Origin of the sequence: Parasedimentitalea psychrophila (assembly GCF_030285785.1) — a bacterium.
Taxonomy (GTDB): Bacteria; Pseudomonadota; Alphaproteobacteria; order Rhodobacterales; family Rhodobacteraceae; genus Parasedimentitalea; species Parasedimentitalea psychrophila.
The window spans coordinates 1,388,761-1,404,891 of record NZ_CP127247.1; the positions used below are offsets into that span (position 1 = coordinate 1,388,761).

Here is a 16,131-nt window from a genome sequence, read left to right on the forward strand (position 1 = left end):
ATAAAGGCAATTGCCGCCGTCAAAATTCCAACATTGACCCACCATCAACAAATTGCTACACAAGTTAAGTAATTATTCGGATTGTACTGATGCCACACATCTCACTGGACTATTCCGCCAATCTGGAGCTCTGCGTTGACATGGCATCCCTGTGCGACACCCTGCGCTGCGCCGCCATCAACACCGGCAGCTTTCCGGTTGCCGGGGTGCGGGTTCGCGCCTTTGCCGCAACCCATGTCTCGATCGCTGACGGTGCGGCAAAGCACGGCTACATCGATATATCCGTGCGGCTTCGCGGCGGCCGCGATCTAGAGACCAGACAGCGCGCCACCCAAGAAATTTTTGACGCCGCCCGTGAGTTTCTGGCGCCGGCACTGCAACAGCACTCGATCGCCCTGTCGCTGGAAATGCGCGACATAGATCCGGCACTTGCGCCAAAATGCGGCACCATCCGCGATCACCTGCCAAAGGTTGACCAAAATGACTGAGCTGAGCACAAACATCGCCAAGCTGAACGGATATCTGGAGCGGTTCCGCCAGACCGGCATTTTGAACCTGATCGCAGGGGAAAGCCGCCCGGCGTTGTCAGGCGCGGTTTTCAACACCCTGTCGCCCACCGATGAAAGCGTCATTTGCAGCGTTGCACAGGGTGGCAGCGCTGACATCGACGCCGCCGCTCAGGCCGCCAAGGAGGCCTTCCCAGCCTGGCGCGACATGGCCGCGCCTGAGCGCAAGAAGATCCTGATCCGCATCGCCGAAGGCATCGAAGCCCGCGCCGAGGAAATCGCTTTTTGCGAATGCTGGGACACCGGGCAGGCGCTGCGGTTCATGTCCAAGGCGGCGCTGCGCGGGGCCGAGAATTTTCGCTACTTTGCCGATCAGGTGACCGCAGCCCGCGACGGCAAAAATCTGCAATCGCCCAGCCTGATGAATGTCACAACGCGGGTGCCGATTGGCCCGGTGGGGGTGATCACCCCGTGGAACACACCCTTCATGCTGTCGACCTGGAAGATTGCCCCGGCGCTGGCCGCAGGTTGTACGGTGGTGCACAAGCCCGCCGAATTCAGCCCGCTAACCGCCCGCATTCTGGCCGAAATCGCCCATCAGGCGGGTCTGCCCGCAGGGGTGTGGAACCTGGTCAACGGCTTTGGCGAGGAGGCCGGCAAACGGTTGACCGAACATCCGGCCATCAAGGCCATCGCCTTTGTCGGTGAAAGCCGCACCGGCAGCCTGATCACCAAGCAGGGGGCTGACACGCTGAAGCGGATGCATCTGGAACTGGGCGGCAAGAACCCGGTGGTGGTGTTTGACGATGCCGATCTGGAGCGCGCACTGGATGCCGTCATCTTCATGATCTATTCGATCAACGGCGAACGCTGCACCTCGTCGTCGCGGCTGTTGGTGCAGGATACGATTGCCGAGCAGTTTCAGGCGCGGCTGGTGGAGCGGGTCAACAGGATCCGCGTTGGCCACCCGCTGGACCCCAAAACCGAGGTCGGGCCGCTGATCGCGCAGGAACATTTCGACAAGGTGACGTCATATTTCGAGATCGCCAAACAGGACGGCGCCACCATAGCGGCCGGCGGTGAACGCCTAGGGAGCAGCGGCTATTTCGTGCGCCCCACCCTGTTCACCAATGCCAATAACAAGATGCGCATCGCCCAGGAGGAAATCTTTGGCCCGGTGCTGACGGCGATCACCTTTGCCACCGAAGAAGAGGCACTTTCGATCGCTAATGACAGCCAATACGGGCTGACCGGCTACGTTTGGACCAATGACCTGACCCGGGCGCTGCGGTTTACCAACCATCTTGAGGCTGGGATGATCTGGGTGAACTCTGAGAACGTCCGCCACCTGCCAACCCCGTTTGGCGGCGTCAAAGCCAGCGGTATTGGCCGCGATGGCGGCGACTGGAGCTTTGATTTCTATATGGAGCAAAAGCACATCGGCTTTGCTCTGGGGCAGCATAAAATCCCGCGCCTCGGCGCGTGACGGACATTTGGAAAACGCGCAAGCGTTTCAACTCTTTGAGGAGATAGAGACCATGGGAGAAATTGTTCTCGCCGCCAAAGTGACCCATGTTCCGACCATGCTGATGTCGGAGCAAGAGGGTCCCATCAAAGGCAAGCGTCAGGCCGCCATTGACGGGCACTATGAGATCGCGCGCCGGGCTAAGGAACTGGGTGCCGATACCGTGGTGATCTGTGACACCCACTGGATGATCAACGCCGGTTTCCACATCAACGCGAACTCGCATTTCAAAGGCCTATTCACCTCCTCCGAGTTTCCGCAGTTCATTCAGGACATGCCCTATGACTACGAGGGCAACCCGGATCTGGGCGATGCGATTGCTAGAATCGCATCCGACAAGGGCGCCTATACGCTGTCCCACCATCTGGACAGTCTGGAACTGGAATATGGCTCGCTGGTGCCGATGCGTTTCATGAGCCGCAAGCACAAGATGAAAGTGGTCTCAGTCGCGGCCTGGTGCAATACCCACGACCACGATGAAAGCCGCCTGATGGGCGAGGCGATCCGCGAAGCTGTCGAAGCCTCGGACAGCAAAGTTGCGCTGATCGCCTCTGGTTCGCTGTCGCACAAGATGTTCTCGAACAAGGACTACGGCCCCAAGAACGGCACCTTCAACATCGCCTCGGAATTCAACCGTCAGATGGATCTGCGGGTTCTGGACATGTGGAAGAACGGCGACCACGCCACCTTTCTGAAGATGCTGCCGGAATATTCCGATCAGTGCTGTGGCGAAGGCGCCATGCATGACACAGCCATGCTATATGGCGCGCTTGGATGGGACAGCTATTCAGGCCGCTGCGAGGTTGTCACCGAATACTTCCCCAGTTCGGGCACCGGCCAGACCAATGTCATTTTCCCGGTCCAGTAGCTTCGGTAATAAAAGCGCATAAATTGAAGAGCTGCATTCGAACCAGCGTGGAATGCAGCCCGTGCAATAAGCACGGAGCAGAGGATAAGAGCATGAAATGGAATGAATTTTCCGAGTGGGGCCGCAAGGTCGCGGATTGGGCACAAGATTACCACCTGACCGTTGGGGACCGTCCGGTGCGCGCCCAGACCGAACCAGGCGAGGTGCTGAACGCGCTTCCGGTTGCGCCACCGGAAGCGCCCGAAACCATGGACAAGATCTTTCAAGATTTCGAAGAGATTGTGATGCCGGGCATCACCCATTGGCAGCACCCGCGATTCTTTGCCTATTTTGCCGCCAATGCCTCGCCTCCGTCTGTATTGGCCGAGTTTCTGACCAGCGCGCTGGCACCGCAATGCATGTTGTGGCAGACCTCGCCCGCGGCGACCGAGATGGAAACCCGGATGATGGACTGGCTGCGCCAGTCGCTGGACCTGCCGGATGGCTTTGCCGGCGTCATTCAGGATTCGGCCTCCTCGGCCACCCTGGCTGCAGTGTTGACCATGCGCGAAAAGGCGCTGGACTGGCAGGGCAACCAGCAGGGGCTGTTTGCACAGAAACCGCTACGGATCTATTGCTCCTCCGAGGTGCATACCTCTGTGGATCGCGCCATCTGGGTGGCGGGCATTGGCCAGCAGAACCTGATCCGTATTCCGATCAAGGGCGATTGGCGCGGCATGGATCCCGTGGCCCTAGAGACCGCAATAAAGGCGGATCTGGCGGCGGGCCTACAGCCGGCCGGGGTGATCCTCTGCGTTGGCGGCACCGGCACCGGCGCAACCGACCCGATTGCCGACTGTCTGGATGTGGCAGAGAAATATGATCTCTATTCTCATGTTGATGCGGCCTGGGCCGGCTCGGCGATGATCTGCCCGGAATACCGCCACTACTGGCCGGGAATTGAGCGCGCAGATTCCATCGTGTTCAACCCGCATAAATGGCTGGGCGTGCAGTTCGACTGCTCGGCGCATTTCCTGAAGGCCCCCGACGATCTGGTGCGCACACTGGCGATCCAACCGGAATACCTGAAAACCCACGGCAAAGACGGTATTATCAATTACTCGGAATGGTCGGTGCCGCTGGGGCGGCGTTTTAGGGCGCTGAAGATCTGGTTTGTTCTGCGCACTTATGGGCTGGAAGGGCTGCGCAACCGGTTGCGCGACCACATCAACTGGTCAAATTCGCTGCATGACAGGCTGGCCGCCACGGCGGATTTTGAAATCGTCACCCCGCCGATGTGGTCGCTGTGGAGCTTTCGCTATGCGCCCAACGGCGTGGCTGATCTGGATGATCTGAACCTGCGGCTGGTCAATGCGATCAACGATGATGGCCGCATCTACCTGACCCAGACCCGCGTTGACGGAGATCTGGTGATCCGCTTTCAGGCCGGTCAGTTTGAGACCACCAAAGACGATGTCATGATGGCCCATGAGGTGATCACAGAAATTGCCAAGGGACTGTCATAATGCGCTTTGCCACCTATACCGCCGAGGGCGAGACCTTTTACGGCGCGGTCAGTGACACAGGTATGAACTCTGGCATGATCGCCCTGTCGCCCGATTTTCCCCAGTGGCCTACGATGCGCGATGTGATCGCCGCCGATGGGCTGAACAGGCTGGCAGAGGCCGCACAGGGCAAAGCCGTCAGCCACAGTGATTTCACCTATGAAATCCCGGTGCCCAACCCCGAAAAGATCCTCTGCGTTGGGGTGAATTTCCCTGACCGCAATGCGGAATACAAAGACGGGTCAGCCGCGCCCAAGCACATGTCGCTGTTCCCCCGGTTTGCGCGTTCCTTTACCGGAGCCAGCCGGCCGCTGATCCGGCCACCGGAAAACCACACGCTGGATTATGAGGGCGAAGTGGCAATTATCATCGGCAAGGGTGGCCGCCGCATCAAAGCTGAAGACGCCTATAATCACATCGCCGCCCTGACCCTGTGCAACGAGGGCACCATCCGCGACTGGGTGCGCCATGCCAAGTTCAACGTCACCCAAGGCAAGAACTGGGACAATTCAGGCGCCATCGGCCCCTGGCTGGTGCCCTTTACCGACGCGGCACAACTGGACGATGCCCGCATCCAGACCCGCGTCAACGGCGAGACCCGCCAGGACGATACCCTAAACCGGATGATGTTCCCGATCCGCGAAGAGATCGCCTATATCTCAACCTTTACCACCCTGGTGCCCGGCGATACTATTATCACCGGCACCCCAACAGGGGCCGGCGCGCGGTTTGATCCGCCGAAATACCTGGTGCCCGGCGATGTGGTCGAGGTTGAGGTCAAGGGCATCGGCATCCTGCGCAATACGGTTGAGGATGAGTTTGGCAAGGACGAGACATGACCCCGCAGCAACACGCCGAGGCGGCTGAGGCGCTGTTTCAGGCGGAAATCACTGGTCAGCAATCCGGGCTGCTGTCTTTGCGGTATCCCGGCATGACACTGGACGATGCCTATGCGGTACAAGCGGCGCTGGTGGCGCAAAAGCTGGCGTCGGGGCGGCGGCGGATCGGCTGGAAGATCGGTCTGACCAGTCGCGCTATGCAGGATGCACTCAAGATCGACACCCCGGACAGCGGTGTATTGCTGGACGACATGTTGTTTGAAACCGGCGCTGTGGTGCCCGCTAGCCGGTTCATTCAGCCCCGCGTTGAGGCCGAGATAGCGTTCATCATGAAGGCGCCGCTGGCAGCTGCCGATATCACGCGCGCGGATGTTTTGATGGCAACCAAATGCGTGGCGCCGGCGCTGGAGATCCTCGATACCCGCATCCAGCGCGCCGACCCCGCAAGTGGCCAGGTGCGGATTGTCACCGATACCATCAGCGACAATGCGGCCAATGCCGGTATCGTTTTGGGACGTGAGCGCCATGCTGGGCAGGCCCATGATCTGCGCTGGACCGGTGCCATCGTTAGCCTCAATGGCACGGTTGAGGAAACCGGGCTGGCGGCTGGGGTGCTGAATGATCCGGTGACCTCGGTTTTGTGGCTGGCGCGGCGCATGGCGACCTATGGACAACAGATCGAGGCCGGGGATATCGTCCTGTCAGGGTCGTTCATTCGCCCCATTGAATGCCCTCCGGGCGCTGAAATCTCAGCTGATTTTGGCCCGTTTGGCTCTGTTGAAATCACATTTGCCTAAAAAGGGGTCTCCCATGGCTGTTCCCACCAACCCATTCAAACAAGCCCTTGCCAATGGCGAGCGCCAGATCGGCTGCTGGCTCAGCTTTGCCGAGGCCCCGGCTGCGGAAATCATGGGCACTGCCGGCTTTGACTGGCTGGTCATTGATGGCGAGCACGGGCCCAATGACATCCGCTCTATCCGCGATCAGCTGATGGCGCTGCAGGCCTCGGACAGCCATGCGGTGGTTCGGGTGCCGGTGAGCGAGACATGGATTCTCAAACAGGTGCTGGATGCTGGCGCGCAGACGGTGCTGGTGCCGATCATTGAAAGCGCCGAGCAAGCGCGCGAGGTGGTGCGGGCCTGCCAGTATCCACCACATGGAACGCGGGGTGTTGGGGCAACCGCCGCACGGGCCACTGGGTTTGGGTCAGTCAGCGAGTATATCCAGACCGCCGATCAGCAGATCTGCGTGCTGTTGCAGGTGGAGAACCGGGCCGGGATTGCGGCGCTGGACGAAATCCTGACGGTTGAAGGCGTAGACGGAGTGTTCATCGGTCCGGCGGATCTGTCCACCGACATGGGATTTCAAGGCAATGCGGCCCATCCGCAAGTGCGCCAGGTGATTGCCGATGCCCTGTCCAGGATTTCCGCCTCGGGCAAGGCGCCGGGCATTCTGGGCATCAGCGAGGAGGCGACGCAATCTTATCTGGATATGGGAGCACAGTTTCTTGCCGTCGGTATCGACGTTTTGCTGCTGGTTCAATCAGCCCGCGCCCTGGCGGCGCATTGGAAGGCAAAATAGCGACGGCCCAGCGGAACTGACGGGCGCCCAGGGAGCGGCCTGATAGCGATCTGGCACGCATAAGAAAAGGGGCTCTCTCTTGCGAGAAAGCCCCTCTTCAAACAAAGCCTTGGCTTAGCCCTTCTTGAGCACTTCACGACCCAGAAGTTCGGCGATCTGCACCGCATTCAGGGCGGCACCCTTGCGCAGGTTGTCGGAAACACACCACAGGTTCAAACCGTTATCGATGGTGCTGTCCTGACGAATGCGGCTGATGAAGGTGGCGAAATCGCCAACACATTCCACCGGGGTCACATAACCACCGTCTTCACGTTTATCGATCACCATGATGCCGGGCGATTCGCGCAGGATGTCGCGGGCCTCGTCTTCATCCAGGAAGTCTTCGAATTCGATGTTGATCGCCTCGGAGTGGCCAACAAACACCGGCACCCGCACACAGGTCGCAGTGACCTTGATCTTGGTGTCGATGATCTTCTTGGTCTCGGCGACCATCTTCCACTCTTCCTTGGTCTCACCCGAATCCAGGAACACGTCGATATGCGGGATCACGTTGAACGCAATCTGCTTGGTAAAGGTCCTAGGCGGTTTGTTATCGGTCGGGTTGTAGATCGATTTGGTCTGATCCCACAGCTCGTCGATGCCCTTGGTGCCGGACCCAGAAACCGACTGATAGGTCGAGACCACCACCCGTTTGATGGTGGCACGGTCGTGCAACGGCTTCAGCGCCACCACCATCTGCGCGGTCGAGCAGTTGGGGTTGGCGATGATGTTTTTCTTGGCATAGCCGTGGACCGCCTGAGGGTTGACCTCGGGCACGATCAGCGGAATATCAGGGTCATAGCGGTACAGCGACGAGTTATCGATCACCACGCAGCCAGCAGCGGCTGCCTTGGGCGCATAGATCTTGGTCGCGTCGGACCCGATCGCAAACAAAGCCATATCCCAGCCGGTAAAGTCGAACGTGTCCAGGTCGGTGGTTTTCAAAGTTCGCTCACCAAAGCTGACTTCAGATCCCAGCGATCTCCGACTTGCCAGCACGACAATCTCATCAACTGGAAACTGGCGCTCAGCCAGGATGTTCAGCATTTCACGGCCCACGTTGCCCGTGGCGCCGACGACGGCGACGCGATAACCCATAGTGTCTCTCCAATATTAGAGCCGGTCCCATGACCGGCTGCGGTCTCATATCGGGAATCCCCCCTGCCGGAAAGGTCAGAAGCGCCCTCTGCCGCGTCTACAGGGTATATAAGGGTATATATGTGACTGAGTGCCTATTTTTCACGCAACCTTACGGTCGGGGCCGAGGTTGGTCGGTGGACCTGACGGAAAATTCGGCTAGTTTGATCCGGGCAGCTGCTGGCATGGGTAGGCTATGAAAACGCACAGATTCTATGAGGACTTACCACGCCGAGACAAGTTCTCTGATCTGGCCCAACCCAAAGCTTTCACCCCGTTACCGCAAGACTGGCTGGTCGGGTGCTGTGACATTGTCGATTCCACCGGGCTGATTGCCGCCGGGCGATATAAGACCGTGAATATGATCGGGGCCTCGGTGATTTCGGCGCTGATCAATGCCATGCAGGGGCGTGCCTTTCCCTATGTGTTTGGCGGTGATGGGGCCTCCTTTGCAATTCCCCCAGCGGAACAGGACAGCTGCCACCAGATCCTGTCCAACCTGCGCAGCTGGGTCTCTGCTGAATTCAGCGTTGATCTGCGGGCCGCCCTGCTGCCCGTCGCATGGATCCGCGCCGAGGGGCTGGAGGTTCGGGTCGCCCGCCATGCGGTCTCTGCGGGCGTCGATTATGCCATGTTCAGCGGCGGTGGTCTGGCCTGGGCCGAACAGCAAATGAAGGCGGACGGATTTTCTGTCCCCGCCTCGGAGCATGTCACCCCACCAGATCTGACCGGGTTGTCCTGCAGGTGGAGCAACATCAGGGCGCGCAACGGCAGTATTATTTCACTGGTGATGCTGCCACCACGGCAGGGTGAGAGCCGCGGGTTTTTGCAGGTGGTCCGCGACGTTCTGGCACTGGCGGCACAGTTGGAGCGCAGCGGTCACCCGGTGCCGCAAAGCGGCCCGCCGCTGCATTACCCCCCCCGGGGGCTGGCGCTGGAGGCGCATGTGTCGCGCGGCAGCACGCCGCTGGCTCTGCGCAAGATAAGGCTGCTGGTGAATAGCGCTATTGCCGGCTTGATGATGCGGAGCGGCAGGCGCTTTGGATCGTTTGATCCGGTTCACTATCGCGCCATGCTGAGCACCAATGCCGATTTTCGCAAATTTGACGACGGCTTGAAGATGACCATCGACTGCGATCCCGAGACCCGCAATCAACTGATTGACCTGTTGCAGCGTGCCACCACCGCGGGTCACATCCGCTATGGTCTGCACGAACAGGACGAGGCCATGGTCACCTGCATCGTGCCCTCGGCGACGCGGGACGACCATGTGCATTTTGTCGACGGCGCGACGGGTGGCTATGCCAGCGCCGCCGCAGCTCTGAAGGCAAAGGACCAGCAGGCCGGGCTCAGACCTGGATGAACAGATCCCGCTTGGGATCGAAACATTGCAGCCCACCCTCGCCGATGTCGGTCCACAATCCGTGCAGGCTAAGGGTGCCGTCCTCTACCGCCTTCGCAACAAAAGGAAAGCTCATCAGGTTTTCCAGCGAGGCCACCACCGCCTGCTTTTCCAGCTGCCTTAACTGCTCTTCTTTATCCTCGATATCGCGCACCAGTTCATACTTGGGTTTCAGGATATCCATCCAGCGGCCAACAAAGCTGTCCTTGGCCTCTAATTCGGGGGCGTGACCATTGCACATGTCAATGCAGCCCTCGACTCCGCCGCATTGTGAATGGCCCAGCACAATCAAATGCGCCACGTTCAGCACCGTCACAGCGTACTCTACCGTCGCACTGGTGCCGTGATGGTCGCCATCGGGCTGAAAAGGTGGCACCAAATTAGCGATATTTCTATGGATAAAGAACTCACCCTGGTCAGCGCCAAAGATCGATGTCACATGCACACGGCTGTCACAGCACGAGATAACCATGGCGCGGGGACGCTGTCCTTCGCTCGCCAGACGGCGATACCACCCCTTATTTTCCTCATAAGACGTGGCTTTCCAGCCATGATAGCGCGTCACAAGATAACCGGGCAGTGGCTTGGCAAATTCCATGTATCAATCCCTGAGTTGATAGTTCGCTGGGCTATTATCCTGTATTGTTAGCAAATTCGAGAGAGATGATCACCCCAAAGAAACCTTTTGAAAACCAGTAGACCGCAATGTTTATCCCGTGCCGTGGGGGTACAGATATTTGGGGTGAACTCTAGTGGCTAATATTTTGACTGTCATACATAACGAAACGGTCCGGCTTGATCCGGGGAAACTGAACGAACTCTATGCTCAGCTGGGCGAGGCCGGTGCCGAAGACGTGGTTTGCCGCGCCATCGAGGAATTGGCGGTGCGGCTGTCGCACTGCGAGCGTCTGTGGCGGCAAGACGATTTGGCGAACCTGCGCAAAAGCGCGCGATCCCTGGTCGCCATTGCCGAACAGATCGGCATGAGCGCCATGGCCGCCATTGCCCGCGATGTGACCGACGCGGTTGATAGCGGCGACCAACCAGCCATAGCGGCGACCCTGTTCCGGCTGCTGCGGGTGGGCGAACGGTCGCTGACTGCCGTATGGGAGCAGCAAGACCTCTCGGTCTGATTTAACAGCACATAATCCTGCAGCCAGGGCTTGCGGACGGCGTGGTGCCAGATACTCTAGGACGAAATTGTCCCCACATCCGGAGTATCGTGATGCCGCCTGTCTTTGCCCCGCCCTCGGATGTCGCCCTGCCGCTGCATGTTATTGATCAGGACAAATGCAAAGACTGGCTGCAACGCCAACCCGACCATGTTGCCGACTGGGCGCAGACCAACGGGTTTACCGGTGCTTGCGGACAGATGCTGCTGGTGCCCGGCCCCAGCGGCAAACCCGAGATGGCGCTGGCTGGCTATGGCACCCCGGCGCAACGGGCTCGGCGCCGGTTTGTGCTGGCTGGTGCCGCCGAGAAACTTCCCAAGGGGGTATACAGGATTGCCTCGGGGCTGGATCCGCAGGCACTGGATATCGAATGCCTTGGCTGGCTGCTCAGCAGCTATCGCTTTGGTCGCTACCACCACCAGGCTGAAATGAACGCCGCATTAATCGCGCCCGAAGGTGTTGATTCGGCGGGTATTGAATCGCTGGCTGCTGCGGAATGCCTGACCCGTGATCTGATCAATACGCCGTCCTCGGACATGGGACCGGACGAGCTGCAGGCGGCGGCTGAAACCCTGGCCCAGCAGTTTGGCGCCACTATATCGGTGACGACGGACGCGGCACTGCTGGAGCAGAACCTGCCGATGATCCATGCCGTTGGCCGCGCCTCGGAGCGGCGGCCGCGGCTGATCGACATGAGCTGGGGGACATCCGGCCCCAAGCTGACTCTGGTGGGCAAAGGCGTCTGCTTTGACACCGGCGGGCTGAACCTGAAACCCGGTGCCAGCATGGGGCTGATGAAGAAAGATATGGGCGGCGCTGCCACCGTGCTGGGGCTGGCACGGATGATCATGGCAGCGGGTCTGCCGCTGCAATTGCGGCTGCTGATCCCGGCGGTCGAGAACTCGGTGTCTGCCACCGCATTCCGCCCCGGCGACGTGCTGACTTCACGCAAGGGGTTGACGGTTGAGATCAACAATACCGATGCCGAGGGCCGTCTGGTGCTGGCCGACGCGCTGGCGCTGGCGGCGGAGGGCAAGCCGGATCTGCTGATCTCGATGGCAACGCTGACCGGCGCCGCGCGGGTTGCGGTTGGGCCGGATCTGGCGCCGTTCTTTACCGACAACGATAGTGACGCGGCGGCGCTTGCCTCAGCGGCCAATGGTAGTGCCGATCCGGTTTGGCGGCTGCCGTTCCACACCCCCTATGAGGCCAGGATCGAACCGGGCATTGCTGATCTCGACAATGCACCGGCCGGGGGCTTTGCCGGCTCGATCACCGCCGCGCTGTTCCTGCGTCGCTTTGCTGGCGCCAGCCGGTATATCCACTTTGACATCTACGGATGGAACCCCACGGCGGCTCCCGCCCAGCCCAAAGGCGGCGCAGGTCAGGGCGCGCGGGCCCTGTTTGCCGCCCTGACCAAGATGCTGAGCCTATGAGCAAATGCCAGATCATCCGCCCGGTGGTTGACCTGCTGGATCAGCCCGAGGGGGCGCGCCAGCGGCAGCTAATCTGGGGGGAACAGGTCACTGTCAAGGATAAGCAAGGCGGCTGGGCGCAGATCGTGGCGGCCAAGGATGGCTATCCCGGCTATGTGCCAAGCGCCGCATTGGCGGCGGCGGTCCAGACCACCCATTGGGTCAGCGCGGTGGCGACCCATGTTTACACGCGGCCAGATTTCAAATCCCCGGACCTGCACAGCCTGAGTTTTGGCAGCCAGGTGCAGCTGCTGTCACAGGGTGAGCGGTTTTCCGAAACCCCGGATGGATTCATCCCCACCCCACATTTGTCGCCACTTGAGCTGCATCTGAAGGACCCGGTTGCGGTGGCCGAGCTGTTCCTGGGCACCCCCTATCTGTGGGGTGGAAACAGCCGATTGGGGATTGATTGCTCGGGGTTGGTGCAGGCCTCCCTGCTGGCCTGCGGCCTGCCCTGCCCCGGCGACAGTGGCCCGCAAGAGCGGGCATTGGGCAATTATGCCCCGCCCAATGGGGGCAACTATCGGCGCGGCGATCTGTTGTTCTGGAAAGGCCATGTCGCGCTGGTGCGCGACTGTGAGACGCTGGTCCATGCCAATGCGTTTCATATGGCGGTGGCGCTGGAGCCGTTACAGCCCGCTATCGACAGGATTTTGGCCCAGGGTGACGGTGCGGTGACAGCGCATAAACGGCTGCTTTAAACAGGCCGCCACGACAGCGTTTTTTTCAGGCCGTTAAACATGAGTATTTTTAGCAAAAAGAAACACTTAAGGAAGTGCATGCCCGCCATTTCTTTTTGCCTGAAATACTCATTCTGCACCCGTGCAACAGAATCCTTTGGTGCAGTTGGGAAATACACCGTAACTCAGCGGGCTATTTTGCCACGTGGATCAACTGGCGTTGCAGGCCAGGTCGCGGCCCGCTGGGCTCGGCAAGACGCTGCCGGGAGATCCAATTATCCAGCGGCCACCTCGGCGCGGCGGAAATCCAGGATCTGATCAAACGCTGCCCGCCCCGGCGCCGTGAGCAACAGCCCGCGTTTATGGGCATGGCGCTGCAGCCAGCCCGCATCCATCGCATGGCTCAGAAGTTGCCGCCCCAGTGCTCCCGCCACATGCGGCTGGCGTTCGGTCCAGTCCAGACAGGGCCGGACAAAAGCTTGTCGCCCCACCCGGTCCGGCAATGTCACCCCGAGCGCGTGCCATAAGTCGGACGGCGCGGCGCGATAGCCGCCGTTGTCCTCGACCAGCATGCCGCGGGCCAGAAACGCCTTGGCCAAGGCCACCGCCAATGGTCCGGCAAGATGATCATAGCAACTGCGCACCGTGGCCAGATCACCCGCTTTGCGCTGCTGGTTGCGGTAGAGACTGTCGGCTGGCGCAATCGCCGCCAATTGCTCCAGGGCCTGGGCGACTTCGGGGCTGGCCAGCCGGTGATAGACGCAGCGGCCGCTTTTCTCTGCGGTGACCAGCCCAGCGTTTTGCAACATCCGCAGATGGGCGGTGGCGGTCTGAGGGGTGATGCCGGCCGCGCTGGCCAGCTCTTTGTTGGTATAGGCGCGCCCCTCCATCAACTCGCAGAGCATGCGGGTGCGGCTGGCGTCGCTGATGGCCTGACCCAGAATATCAAAACGAGGTGTTCTCATGGCAGCAGCCTAACCCGGGTCGGGCTGCAACCCTATCAAAAACCCTTCGCCCGGCGGCGAAATGTCAGGCAAAACTGCCCTGACAGAACCAGCCCGGCGACAGCCCGCCGCCATGGGCGTAGAACAGCCACAGCCGCGCCCCCGATGAGGTCACCACCACCCAATAGTCCCGCACACCATTGCGCCAGTTGGGATCATCCAGCCACCACTCCGGGGCGATCCGTTCGGGGCCCTGCGCCTGAGCCAACTGCCAGTGCTGGCCGCGCCAGCGAAACTGGTCCGACAACACCGGGCTGTCAGCGGCGCTGACCAGTTCGGGTTGCCACATCAGCAACGGTCGTGGCTGCGGCGCGGCGGGCCAGTGCGGCGCCGGTTCGGACCAGGCGGCAGCCAGCAGCTTGGCCGTTTTTTCCGGGATATGGGTGTCAACCGGATGGTAGCGGGTGATCATCTCGAGCCCGACCCGTGCGCCCAGCCGGCCAATCAGATCCTCCAGCCCATTGCCGCCGTCGACCCGCTGCTGTGCTGCGGCCCCAGCCTGCACATGCCCCGCCACCGTGCGCGCGTGGATCGGCTCCACCTGCAGCGCCTCGAGCCGCAGCATATCAATGCCAAACCCCGCATCTATCTGGTCCAGTTTCATTTCCAGCAGCGGCCGAATGCGACCCGGATCACGCAGCGGACGGGCGAAGCCAACCACCACCACCTCGGCGGCCTGATCGGTGCGATGCGCCTCAAGGCGCAGGCTGCGCATCCCCTTGCCGCGCTCCTCAAGCCGGGCACAGAGGCGCGGTAACATACGGTCAACCCCAGCCATCAGATCGTCAATCAACCCTATGGGTTCGGGCAATGTCAGCCGCACCGCAAAGTGATCCGGGGCGCGGCCGGGCGAGACCGGCTCAGGGGCGCTGCCCATGGCCTGATCCAGCCGCATCACCAGCCCTCGGCCAAAGCGGCGGGCCAGACTGGCGCGGGGCTGGTCCATGAGATCGCTGACGCGGCGCAGGCCCAGGCGGTTCAACTGGGCCACCATCGCACCCTCCAGCCGCAGGGCCGCCACCGGCAGCGGCGCAAGCGCGCCATAGGTCTGTCCCGGATCGGCAATCCGCGCCACCCCATGCGGCAAGGCCACCATCTGCGGCGCCGCCCCGCCCCGGGTCCAGTGGCGCCGTTTGGCGCTGTCCTTGGGGCTGCGGTTTTGCGCCTTGGCCCGGGTCGCGCGGGCCTCTTGCGAGATGGCATCCCCCGAGCGGTCGGAGCCCGCCGGCACCCCGGCATAGCGCGCCAGGGCCCAGGCCGCACCGAGACTATCGGCCAGGCCCAGTTGCACGCCAAGCCCCATGTCGCTGCAATCCTCTTCGACCTGGGCCAGCATCCCGGCCTCGCCGCCAAACAGATGCGCGCAGCCGGTCAGATCAATCACCAACCCATCCGGCTCCTGTTCCGCCACCCAGGGGCTGTATTTACCCGCCCAGCGCCGCAGCGCCGTCAAAAAGACCCTTTCGGCCGGAGCGTTGCGACTGCGAGTCAGCAGATGCCCGCACATGGCGTAGGCGTCGCGCACCGGTTGCCCGACCCACAGGCCCTCGGACACAGCGGCACAATTTAACGCAGAAATAACCTGAGTATTGGATAGTTCCTCGACCACGGCCAGCGGCCCGGCAGTGCCTGCCTGTTTTGCCCGCATGAGACGTTCAGCGCCTAAGCGCGGAAACCAGAGCGACAGAATGCGACGATGAGACATGGCGGGGAATGTGCAGACTTTTGGCGCGGGGTGAGGGATATTGGGCGACCACCATAGGCAGGCCAGCGTGTGTTCCTTTTTTGTTCCATTTATTCGATTCGGTCAAGGGCACCGTTCAACCAAGGAGATCCCCTGTGAACCACAAACTGAGCCACCGAATTTCCCACCGGGTTTTCCACCTTCTGGCGCTGGTCATACTGGTCGGGTCACTTGGCCTGACAGCGCCGGCCCTGACCGCGCAAGCGCCAATCACCAACAAAAATGTGAAGAAACGTATCGCCCTTATGTTATCCGCCCAGGACGCCGTCGCCATCCTCGGCGATATGATGGCAGGGCGCATGGTGTTTAACGCGGCCAAAGCCCGCGCTGCACGGCGGGTATTGGTCCAAACCAGCAGCCGTATTTCAAGACGCTTCAGGACGCCGCACCAGGATCCGCAGTCCCACGCCCGCCCCGAGATCTGGACCTATTGGGACGATTTCAGCGCCCGCGCAGAGATTTCAGAGCAGGCCGCCAGACAGCTCAGCGTCTCGTCCCTCAATGGGTTACGTCACAGCCTGCCCAACCTGTTGCACAGCTGTCTGAGTTGCCATCAGCGGTTTCGGGTGGAACCCAACGAATTCATTACCCATTAGGGCAGACGAAACGGAGCCA

At 60.9% G+C, this 16,131-nt stretch carries 16 protein-coding genes; 12 read left to right on the forward strand and 4 right to left on the reverse strand.

What is annotated here, in order from left to right:
• Positions 1-89 precede the first annotated feature (89 nt).
• The 7 genes from QPJ95_RS06720 (at position 90) to QPJ95_RS06750 (ending at position 6,863) form a co-directional block, all read left to right on the forward strand.
• Positions 90-488: a 5-carboxymethyl-2-hydroxymuconate isomerase gene (locus QPJ95_RS06720; RefSeq protein ID WP_270917664.1), complete on the forward strand. Its 399-nt coding sequence runs from the start codon at positions 90-92 to the stop codon at positions 486-488.
• Positions 481-1,992 (forward strand): 5-carboxymethyl-2-hydroxymuconate semialdehyde dehydrogenase, encoded by a 1,512-nt coding sequence (gene hpaE / locus QPJ95_RS06725; RefSeq protein WP_270917663.1) that lies wholly within the window; start codon positions 481-483, stop codon positions 1,990-1,992. Before QPJ95_RS06720 ends, hpaE begins: the two co-directional genes overlap by 8 nt.
• 52 nt (positions 1,993-2,044) lie before the next feature.
• Complete coding sequence (gene hpaD / locus QPJ95_RS06730) at positions 2,045-2,899, forward strand: 3,4-dihydroxyphenylacetate 2,3-dioxygenase (protein WP_270917662.1); 855 nt, start codon at positions 2,045-2,047, stop codon at positions 2,897-2,899.
• Positions 2,900-2,991: 92 nt separating this feature from the next.
• Positions 2,992-4,404 carry a pyridoxal phosphate-dependent decarboxylase family protein gene (locus tag QPJ95_RS06735; protein ID WP_270917661.1) on the forward strand — a complete coding sequence of 471 codons (1,413 nt, stop codon included), beginning with the start codon at positions 2,992-2,994 and terminating at the stop codon, positions 4,402-4,404.
• Positions 4,404-5,282, forward strand: a complete 879-nt coding sequence (locus QPJ95_RS06740) for a fumarylacetoacetate hydrolase family protein (protein ID WP_270917660.1) — start codon at positions 4,404-4,406, stop codon at positions 5,280-5,282. The genes QPJ95_RS06735 and QPJ95_RS06740 overlap by 1 nt, the downstream gene beginning before the upstream one ends.
• Complete coding sequence (gene hpaH, locus QPJ95_RS06745) at positions 5,279-6,079, forward strand: 2-oxo-hept-4-ene-1,7-dioate hydratase (protein WP_270917659.1); 801 nt, start codon at positions 5,279-5,281, stop codon at positions 6,077-6,079. Before QPJ95_RS06740 ends, hpaH begins: the two co-directional genes overlap by 4 nt.
• Before the next feature lie 13 nt (positions 6,080-6,092).
• A complete protein-coding gene (locus QPJ95_RS06750; protein WP_270917658.1) occupies positions 6,093-6,863 on the forward strand; it encodes an HpcH/HpaI aldolase family protein in 771 nt (256 codons plus the stop codon).
• 114 nt (positions 6,864-6,977) lie between these two features.
• Here QPJ95_RS06750 and QPJ95_RS06755 read toward each other — a convergent pair whose 3' ends face one another.
• Positions 6,978-8,000, reverse strand: a complete 1,023-nt coding sequence (locus tag QPJ95_RS06755) for an aspartate-semialdehyde dehydrogenase (protein WP_270917657.1) — start codon at positions 7,998-8,000, stop codon at positions 6,978-6,980.
• A gap of 235 nt (positions 8,001-8,235) precedes the next feature.
• On the opposite strand from QPJ95_RS06755, the gene QPJ95_RS06760 reads away from it, so the two are divergent.
• The gene (locus tag QPJ95_RS06760; RefSeq protein ID WP_270917656.1) at positions 8,236-9,402 is read left to right on the forward strand and encodes a DUF3095 domain-containing protein; all 1,167 of its coding nucleotides are present in this window, start codon (positions 8,236-8,238) and stop codon (positions 9,400-9,402) included.
• Here QPJ95_RS06760 and QPJ95_RS06765 read toward each other — a convergent pair.
• On the reverse strand, positions 9,389-10,039 hold the full coding sequence (locus tag QPJ95_RS06765) for a carbonic anhydrase (RefSeq protein WP_270917655.1): 651 nt from the start codon (positions 10,037-10,039) through the stop codon (positions 9,389-9,391). The two genes, QPJ95_RS06760 and QPJ95_RS06765, sit on opposite strands and share 14 nt — an antisense overlap.
• Before the next feature lie 154 nt (positions 10,040-10,193).
• Here QPJ95_RS06765 and QPJ95_RS06770 point away from each other — a divergent pair, with 154 nt between their 5' ends.
• From QPJ95_RS06770 to QPJ95_RS06780, 3 genes are all read left to right on the forward strand, one after another.
• Complete coding sequence (locus tag QPJ95_RS06770) at positions 10,194-10,574, forward strand: hypothetical protein (RefSeq protein WP_270917654.1); 381 nt, start codon at positions 10,194-10,196, stop codon at positions 10,572-10,574.
• 92 nt (positions 10,575-10,666) lie between these two features.
• The gene (locus QPJ95_RS06775; protein ID WP_270917653.1) at positions 10,667-12,049 is read left to right on the forward strand and encodes a leucyl aminopeptidase family protein; all 1,383 of its coding nucleotides are present in this window, start codon (positions 10,667-10,669) and stop codon (positions 12,047-12,049) included.
• Positions 12,046-12,789, forward strand: coding sequence for a C40 family peptidase (locus tag QPJ95_RS06780; RefSeq protein WP_270917652.1), 744 nt, complete (start codon positions 12,046-12,048; stop codon positions 12,787-12,789). Before QPJ95_RS06775 ends, QPJ95_RS06780 begins: the two co-directional genes overlap by 4 nt.
• Positions 12,790-13,043: 254 nt before the next feature.
• Here the strand turns inward: QPJ95_RS06780 and QPJ95_RS06785 are convergent, their stop codons facing one another.
• Both QPJ95_RS06785 and QPJ95_RS06790 read right to left on the reverse strand, forming a co-directional pair.
• Entirely contained in the window at positions 13,044-13,733 is a 690-nt protein-coding gene (locus tag QPJ95_RS06785; protein WP_270917651.1) for an ArsR/SmtB family transcription factor, read from the reverse strand.
• Between the two features lie 64 nt (positions 13,734-13,797).
• Positions 13,798-15,477 (reverse strand): Y-family DNA polymerase, encoded by a 1,680-nt coding sequence (locus QPJ95_RS06790; RefSeq protein ID WP_270917650.1) that lies wholly within the window; start codon positions 15,475-15,477, stop codon positions 13,798-13,800.
• A 134-nt stretch (positions 15,478-15,611) separates the two neighbouring features.
• Between QPJ95_RS06790 and QPJ95_RS06795 the strand changes: the two genes are divergently transcribed.
• A complete protein-coding gene (locus QPJ95_RS06795) occupies positions 15,612-16,112 on the forward strand; it encodes a c-type cytochrome (RefSeq protein WP_270917649.1) in 501 nt (166 codons plus the stop codon).
• Positions 16,113-16,131 lie beyond the last annotated feature (19 nt).